Origin of the sequence: Actinacidiphila acidipaludis (assembly GCF_019890725.1) — a bacterium.
Lineage (GTDB): Bacteria > Actinomycetota > Actinomycetes > Streptomycetales > Streptomycetaceae > Actinacidiphila > Actinacidiphila acidipaludis.
On record NZ_JAINZZ010000063.1, the window covers coordinates 39,077 to 46,618 of the forward strand.

The window sequence follows — 7,542 nt, forward strand, 5'->3', positions numbered from 1 at the left end:
CGGATTCACAGACGGGCCTCCAATGCGTCGCGGACCCTGAGCAGTACGGCCACGTCGGGGGCGCCACCGGTCAGGTCCGGTGGCAGGACCGGAGCGAGCGACGCGCCCGGGGCGGTCCGGGCGGTGGCCGACGTCGTCGCGGCCGGGCCGGACCCGGCGGACGCCGCGGTGGCCGTACGTGTGCCGGGCGCGGTCGCCGTGGACCGGTCGGACGTCCGCACCCCGGTCTCCAGGTGCCCGGCGGCCGCCAGACGGCGGATGTCCACCAGCGTGTGGAAGGCGGGACGGCCGAGTCGCGTCGCGATCTGGCCCGGGGTGCGCCGTCCGTCGGCGAGGTCGAGCACGTCCTGCTGGCGCCGGGTCACGGGCGGCAGCGGGGCCGCCCTCACCCGCACCGGCGGGGCGGCGTCCAGATGGGAGTGCGGCCACAGGTCGTCGAGGTAACGGCGCCGCCGCCGCGTCTCCCGCACGACGTCCGCGACGCCGACCGGACGGACCCGGCCGAACCAGTGGACGGCGCCGTGCCGGAAGCGGGAGGGGCCACCGTCGGGCGCGAGGGCGAAGTAGGCGGCGTCGTAGAGGGCGCTGAGGTGCCGGATCTCGAGTTCGCCCCCGGACATCCGGCGGTGGTCGAGCAGGTAGCCGGCGATCCGGCACGCCGCGCCCGCCTCGTCCACGGCCTCACGCCACAGTTCCGGTCGCAGTCGCCCACCCGCGGTGAGCAGGACGTCGATGCCGGGTGCGGCCGGGCTCTCGGCGTGGACGACGGCGCCGTCGGCCAGGTACAGCACACCCGTGTCACGTAACAGGGCGCCGGTGGCGCGGCGTTCGGCGAGGCGCACGAGCATCGAGGGAACCTGCGCGGTCATTCCAGCACCAGCCGTTCCGACAGGTCGCGCATACGCATCAGGGACAGGGCGAGGTTGGCCTGCGCACGGTCCAGCCACAGGTGCAGGAACACCCCGCCCTCGTAGGGGGCTTCGAGGAAGCGCAGCAGGTGGTAGCCGGTGCGGGCCACGACGATGACATCCTCCACAGGCGGTTCCTTGTCGGCGGGCGCGATGCGGTGGTCGGTGCCGGCCGGTGACCCGGCCGGATCGACGGCGCCGTTCGCCTCCCCGGTGCCGCTCGGGGCACCGCGACCTTCCGGCTCGTCGGCGCCGGTCCGGTCCATCGCTCCCTCCGTGCGGCTGAAGACAGGGAGTTCCGCGGCGTTCCGTGCGAACTCGGCCGCTTCCGCCGCCATCGCCTCGTGGTCGCCCCCCGGTGCCTCGCCCACGACACCGAGTGCCAGCCCGCTCACCCATTCGACCAGCGCGGCCCCCCGGGCGCCGGGCAGCCTCATGGCCTCGAGCAGGCATTCGTCGATGCCGGACACACAACCCCCTTGCCGATCGGCCTGGTCGAGCCGCTCCTCAACCGCACGAGTGAGCGAGACGTTACCCAACGTTGTGTCGGTCGAGGGGAGTTCTGGCATTTTCCAGTGGCACAGGCGCCCGGTTCGCTAGGGTGCCCCGCGCTCTCGCTGAGAAATCGCACCACTACTGGCTGAGACGGACCGCCAGTTCGGTCAGCTCCGCACGTCGCAGGACCCGGTCGCCGAAACCCGGCAGCGGTACGTGCAGCGGCATGGTCCACCGCTCGGGGATCGCGTCGGCGCCGTAGCGGGCTCCGGCCAGTCCCCCGGTGACGGCCGCGACGGTGTCGGTGTCGCCCCCGAGGTCGATCGCGGCACGTAGCGCGTCCTCGAACCCGGCGGTGCCGCGCAGTGCCCAGACCGCCGAGCCGAGGCATGGCCACACGGCGCCGTTGAACTCCGTTGCACGGTCCGGTGTCCAGTCAGGATCGAGTACGGTCGCGTACCGGTCCCGGTGCTCGGGATGGATCGTGTCGAGCACCTCGGGGATCGCGTCGAGCGGGTCGTCGCCCAGCATTGCCCGGCGCACCAGTTCATGGAAGACGGCGGTTCCCTCCCAGGCGGCGCGGTCGCCGTGGGTGAGCGCGGCGATGCGCCGGGCCGCGTCCATGGTCGCCTGCCGCCCGGCCCGGGCGAAGTGCACCGCGGACGTGGTGGCCCGCATCAGCGAACCGTTGCCCGCCGCACGCAGGTTGGTCGCGAAGTGCGCGGCCGCGGCCCGGTCCCAGGGCATGCCGTTGGTGAGCACGTCCTCCGTCTGCAGGCCGATGTCCTTGGGGTCGGCCGCGGCCCACCGCCGGAAGCGGGCGAAGATGCCGGGCAGGTCCAAGCCGGCGCGCTCCAGGAGGGACTCGGCGACGAGGACCGCCATCTGCGTGTCGTCGGTGGCCTCGCCGGGGTCCCACCCCGCTCCCCCGCACATCTCCCCGCCGGACCCGGTTCCCCGCGGGAAGCGGCCGGAGAACGCCCCGGCGGGACCGAACTCGAAGGGAGCGCCGAGGGCGTCGCCGACGGCCGACCCGATGACCGCGCCCACGGCCCGTTCTGTCCGGTCCATCGCGGCACGCTATCTCACCCGGCCACTCGACGAGGGTCGGTGAGATCAACGCCCTCACGGCGGAGGTGCGATGCGAGCATCAGGGCTGGGCGGCACGGGGCTGAAGCACGCGCTGACGTCGCACCAGGACGACAGCGATGTCAACCGGCGCCCGGTCTGCCGCGGGTGGGGATGTCGGGGGCCGCAGGCGTGCGGCCCTACGCCGGCCCGCGCCGGAGGTCGTGGCCGGCGCTGACGGTCGTGGCGGCGAGGAGCGCCAGGGCGAGGCCCTGCGCGAGGGCGCCGGGGTGGAGTCCGGTGGTGGCGGCGGGGAGCAACCGCTGGCCCGCGCCGAAGGCGAGGCCGGTGCCGGTCAGCAGGAAGGCGGCACGGAGCCGGCGGGGCGTCGGCGGGGTCGTGGCGCCGCCGGCGCGGGCGACGAGGGTGCACATGCGGAGCGCGGCGAAGCCGAGGGTCAGCCAGTAGGCGAGGACCAAGGCCGCGTCGGGGTACCCGGTGACGTTCCGGGCCACCCCGCTCCAGGCCGTGACGACGAGGGCCGCCCCGACGGCCGCCGGGGCGGCGAGTGTGCGGACCGCGGTACGGGCCAGCCGCACGAGTGAGGCGCTGCGGAGGGGCGGGAGCGGTGCCGCCAGCAGGACGCCGAGGAGGAGGGGCGCGAGCCACAGGCTGGTGACGGGGTGCCGGATGTCGGCCGTCATCGTCGCGGAAGGGGCGACGGAGCGCAGCAGCAGCGCGGTCGAGGCGACCACGCCGGCCAGCGCGACCGTCAGGTCGTGCCGGGCGCGCTCGGTTCGCGAACCGGGCCAGTCGCTGGGGTGGAGCCACAGCCGTACCGCCCCGGCGACGGTGTCGGGCCAGCACCGGACGCCGGACGCGGAGATCTCGCGGGTGAGTTCGTCACCCCACTGCTCGCGGACCGCGGGCGGATAGAGCCGGGTGAGCAGGCCGGCGGGTGTCATGCCGGTCCCAGCCCGAGGGCGCGCAGTCCCGCGGCGGAGATGCGGGCCATCTGCTGGAGTTCGGCGCGCAGTTGGTGGCGTCCCGTGTCGGTGATCCGCATGGTGCGGTGGCGTTCACCGGGCTCGGCGGGCTGGTCCGTGGGAGCGATCAGCTCGCGCGCCTCCAGCCGGGACAGCGCACCGTAGAGGCTGCCCGGGCCGAGGCGGCTGCCGGTGAGCTCCTCGATCGCGGTGTTGATGGCGTAGCCGTGCAGCGGCCCGTCCGCCAGGACGGTGAGCACGAGTACCTGGGCGTCGTTGCTGTGCATCCGTCGTCTCCCTGCCTCGCTCTCAGCATAGTACGCGACGCGATACTCCTTGACGCGTACTACGTAGCGCGTACTATGACGGTCATGCGACGGGTGACCAGAAGCGACGACGCGGCGTGGACCGCGGTGTGGGCGGCCCTCGGGGCGGCGACGGCATTCGAGGCACAGGCTCTGCTGGACACGCAGAGCAGAACGGTCAGAGCCGCGAGTCCGTGGCAGGACGACCCGTACCACTCCGTGGTCTTCCTCGCCGCGCTCGCGGTGCCGGTGCTCGCCGCGGCCGTCGCCGCACGGCTGCTGCTCTGGCGGGCGCCCGGCGGCCCGGACCGGGCGCGGCAGACGGCACGCGCGGCGGCGACGGCGATCGTGCTGGTGACACTGGCCCTCGGTTTCGAGTGGGCGGCGTTCCTCGGGCGGCGGCACCACGCCGTGTGGTCCGCGTGGACCTGGGTGCTCGTCGCCGGGGCGGCCGCGGCCTCCGTCCTCACCGTGCCCGCCGGGGTGCTGCTGGCGCGGTGCCGGCTGCCGCGTGCCGACCGGGGTCCGTGGCGGCACGACTGGCTGGACGACGCGATCGCCCTAGGCGGCCTGGTCCCCGGGTTGCGGCACCGGGCGACTCCGGAGGCCGCGGCCTGGGTGCGGCGTCACGCGACGGGCCTCATCGTGGCGCTGAGCACGCTGGCAGCCGCGGCCGGCGTCACCGCGCAGGCCGTCGGCGAGGACTGGACGGACCCGCTGCTCATCGGCTGGGCGCTGGTGGCGCTCACGGCTTCCAACGTGGCCCTGTGCGCGGTCGCCAACGCGGTCGCCGGATTCGTCGCCCGCCCTCCGCGCAGCCGGAACGGGCGGGTCGCCGAGGTGTCCCTCGTCGCGGGCTGCGTGGCCGTGCCCGTCGCGGTCGCCTTTCACGGCGCGCTGTGGTCCGCCGTCGGCCACGGCGCCCTGACGTCGGTCCCCGCCCTGGCCGCCCTCACTCTCGGCGCCGGCACGGCGACGTCCGCGCTCACGGCGGGAGTTCTGCTCATCGGGTTCCGGCGTACCGCCCGGGGGTGAAGCGTGCGGCGGGCTGCGGCGACCCGGCGTGCGACCTCAGGCGGCCCGTCCACGGAAGGCCGAACGGTAGGCGTAGGGCGTGGTACCGGTGACCCGTTTGAAGCGCTCGCGGAACGCCGTCGGCGAGCCGAACCCCGCCTGGTCCGCGATGCGTTCGACCGTGTGGTCGGTGTTCTCCAGCAGGAACTGAGCCCGGCGCACCCGGGCCCGCAGCACCCACTGCAACGGCGTCGTCCCGGTCTGCTCGCGAAACCTGCGGCCGAGGGTGCGTTCGCTCATCTCGGACCGCCTGGCAAGACCGGCGAGGGTGAGCTCCTCCCCCAGGTGCTCCTCCATCCAGTCCAGCAGCGGTTCCAGCGCCGAGCCGCGGGGGACCGGCGGCTGCTGGTGGACGATGAACTGCGCCTGGCCGCCCTCCCGTTCGAGGGGCATGACGGACAGCCTGGCCGCGTCGGCGGCCACCGCGGAACCCCAGTCCCGTCGGATCATGTGCAGGCACAGGTCCAGCCCGGCCGCCGCACCCGCGGACGTGAGCAGGTGCCCGTTGTCGACGTAGAGCACGTCGGGGCGCAGGTCGACCTTCGGAAAGAGCCGGGCGAAGTGGTCGGCCGCCACCCAGTGGGTCGTGGCGGCCAGGCCGTCGAGCAGCCCGGCCTCGGCCAGGACGAAGGCGCCGACGCAGATGGACGCGATCCGCGTCCCCCGGGCGGCTGCCTCGCGCAGCGCCTCCAGCACCTCGGGGGTGGGCGGGGCGGCGCCCTCCGCACACCCCGGCACCATGATCGTGTCGGCGTCCCGCAGCGCGTCCAGTCCCCGGTCCGCCCTGATCGTGAATCCGCGGCTGCGGATCTCGGGCGTCGGCGCGCACACGACCACCCGGTAAGGACGGCTGCCGTCGGGCAGCCGCACCCGGGCGAAGACCTCCAGCGGGGTGGACAGGTCGAAGGGGATCACCCGGTCCAGTGCCAGGACGGCGACAGTGTGCACGTGTGACTCCGCACTCATCGAGATCCGGCCAGGTTTCTGACCTGGAACATTATCTCCCGTGGGCCATCGGCACCGGTCAAGGGGGTTGGCGGAAATCCGTTGCCATCTGGCGTTCCCGCCCATGGGAGTGCGGTCGCCGGGACCCTAGCGTCGGTGCGGGTCCCGGAGGCGGCCGGTCCGGCCGCCACGACCTCTTGTTTCGACAGTCACGGGAAGTCCCCTCGAAATCCGCCCGAAAGGTGCCTCATCCGCCATGCCCCGCACGACCCTTCACCGGCTCCGGCCCCCTGCGAAAGGACCGGTCAGGTGACCAAGTTCCTGCTCGCCCTGCACGTCCTCGCCGCCATCGTCGCGATCGGTCCGGTGACCGTCGCCGCCAGCATGTTCCCTGCCGCGGTACGCGGCGTCCGGACCGCCGAAGGGCAGGGGCCGGCGACCGCCCGGACGTTGCACGGCATCTGCCGGGTCTACGCCTTGGTCGCCGTCGCCGTCCCGCTGTTCGGGTTCGCCACAGCGAGCGCCCTGCACGTGCTGGGGAGCCCCTGGCTGATCGCCTCGATCATCCTGACCACCGTCGCGGCGGTGGTCCTCGGCGTGCTGGTCCTGCCGCTCCAGCACGAACTGCTGTCGGTCTCGTCGACGCCGGACGACGAGCCGCTCCCCCGTTCGGCCACCGCGCGCCTGGCCATGTTGACCGGCGTGTTCAACCTGCTGTGGGCGGCCGTCACCGTGCTGATGATCGTCCGCCCGGGGTCCACGACCGGAGCCTGAGCCACGACCGGAGCCTGAGCCATGGCCGGAGCCTGAGCCATCACCGGCCGGTCACCTTCACCGGACCACCCGCGCCGGGCCACCCGCCCGGTTTCATGGGCGCGGGTGTGTCCGGCCGTCGCACCGCCCGGCGGGCGCGAGCAGGGCAGGTCAGGCGAACAGCGCTGCGGAGCCGGTGAGTTCGAGGACCCGCCGGACCACCGGCGACATCCCCGTGACCTTCATCGAGAGGCCGGCTTCCACGGCGTCCGCTCGCACCCGCAGCAGCACGTTCAGGCCTGAGCAGTCCAAGAAGTCGACGCCCAGCAGGTCGACGTCCAGTCCCCCGGGCGCCCCCCGCAGGGACTCGCGCAGGACGCGTTCGAGGAGGGGCGCGCAGTCGAGGTCGATCTCCCCCGCGACGGCGGCCCGGGCGCGACCGGCTGCCTCGGTCAGCCGCACTTGGAGTCCGGACCGCAGATCCCTGACCAGGCGACCCGCCGGAGGCGGCGCCGCAGGCCCGGCCGGCTCCGGAAGGCACGTCGGTGCCCCACACCCTGCGGGGACGCCCACGTCGGGGACGAGTTCGAAGCCGATCATCACACCGTTCCCCCCTTGGGACAGCAGCCGTTCGCCTGGGTCACACCAGCATGCGCACGAGAACCTCACCCGTCAAGAAATGCATGAAAAGTGGTTCACGTATGTGCTGACGTGAATCATACGCCGTACGATGTGCTGCATGAACGATGCCCTGCACCCTCGAACAGGATGGACTTTCCTGACCAACCACGCCCGCGTGCTGGCCACCATCGCCCGCGACCCGGGCGTCCGCGTCCGGGACATCGCCGCGCGCTGTCTGCTCACCGAGCGAGCCGTGCAGAAGATCATCACGGACCTGGAGACCGACGGTTATCTGACGCACACCCGCAGCGGGCGCTCCAACCACTACGAGATCCCGGAAGGGACCGTCCTGCGGCACCCCGCGGACGCCGGTCCCACCGTCGCCGA

10 protein-coding genes are annotated in these 7,542 nt (G+C 73.5%); 3 read left to right on the forward strand and 7 right to left on the reverse strand.

Going from position 1 to position 7,542, the window contains the following annotated elements; translation table 11 throughout:
- Positions 1-5 precede the first annotated feature (5 nt).
- From K7862_RS31530 to K7862_RS31550, 5 genes are all read right to left on the reverse strand, one after another.
- The gene (locus tag K7862_RS31530) at positions 6-869 is read right to left on the reverse strand and encodes a transcriptional regulator (RefSeq protein WP_262414122.1); all 864 of its coding nucleotides are present in this window, start codon (positions 867-869) and stop codon (positions 6-8) included.
- Entirely contained in the window at positions 866-1,345 is a 480-nt protein-coding gene (locus K7862_RS31535; protein ID WP_262414126.1) for a hypothetical protein, read from the reverse strand. Before K7862_RS31535 ends, K7862_RS31530 begins: the two co-directional genes overlap by 4 nt.
- Positions 1,346-1,541: 196 nt before the next feature.
- Positions 1,542-2,474: an ADP-ribosylglycohydrolase family protein gene (locus tag K7862_RS31540; protein WP_222968304.1), complete on the reverse strand. Its 933-nt coding sequence runs from the start codon at positions 2,472-2,474 to the stop codon at positions 1,542-1,544.
- Between the two features lie 197 nt (positions 2,475-2,671).
- A complete protein-coding gene (locus K7862_RS31545) occupies positions 2,672-3,436 on the reverse strand; it encodes a hypothetical protein (protein WP_222968305.1) in 765 nt (254 codons plus the stop codon).
- Positions 3,433-3,744: a PadR family transcriptional regulator gene (locus tag K7862_RS31550; RefSeq protein WP_222968306.1), complete on the reverse strand. Its 312-nt coding sequence runs from the start codon at positions 3,742-3,744 to the stop codon at positions 3,433-3,435. Before K7862_RS31550 ends, K7862_RS31545 begins: the two co-directional genes overlap by 4 nt.
- Before the next feature lie 84 nt (positions 3,745-3,828).
- Between K7862_RS31550 and K7862_RS31555 the strand changes: the two genes are divergently transcribed.
- The gene (locus tag K7862_RS31555; RefSeq protein WP_222968307.1) at positions 3,829-4,797 is read left to right on the forward strand and encodes a hypothetical protein; all 969 of its coding nucleotides are present in this window, start codon (positions 3,829-3,831) and stop codon (positions 4,795-4,797) included.
- 36 nt (positions 4,798-4,833) lie between these two features.
- Here the strand turns inward: K7862_RS31555 and K7862_RS31560 are convergent, their stop codons facing one another.
- Positions 4,834-5,784, reverse strand: a complete 951-nt coding sequence (locus tag K7862_RS31560) for a GlxA family transcriptional regulator (protein ID WP_372461706.1) — start codon at positions 5,782-5,784, stop codon at positions 4,834-4,836.
- A 306-nt stretch (positions 5,785-6,090) separates the two neighbouring features.
- Here K7862_RS31560 and K7862_RS31565 point away from each other — a divergent pair, with 306 nt between their 5' ends.
- Complete coding sequence (locus K7862_RS31565) at positions 6,091-6,555, forward strand: DUF2269 family protein (protein ID WP_222968310.1); 465 nt, start codon at positions 6,091-6,093, stop codon at positions 6,553-6,555.
- A gap of 150 nt (positions 6,556-6,705) precedes the next feature.
- Here K7862_RS31565 and K7862_RS31570 read toward each other — a convergent pair whose 3' ends face one another.
- On the reverse strand, positions 6,706-6,996 hold the full coding sequence (locus tag K7862_RS31570; protein ID WP_222968312.1) for an STAS domain-containing protein: 291 nt from the start codon (positions 6,994-6,996) through the stop codon (positions 6,706-6,708).
- Positions 6,997-7,273: 277 nt separating this feature from the next.
- On the opposite strand from K7862_RS31570, the gene K7862_RS31575 reads away from it, so the two are divergent.
- Positions 7,274-7,542: helix-turn-helix transcriptional regulator (locus K7862_RS31575; protein WP_222968313.1), on the forward strand; the 269-nt coding region annotated here is incomplete at its 3' end.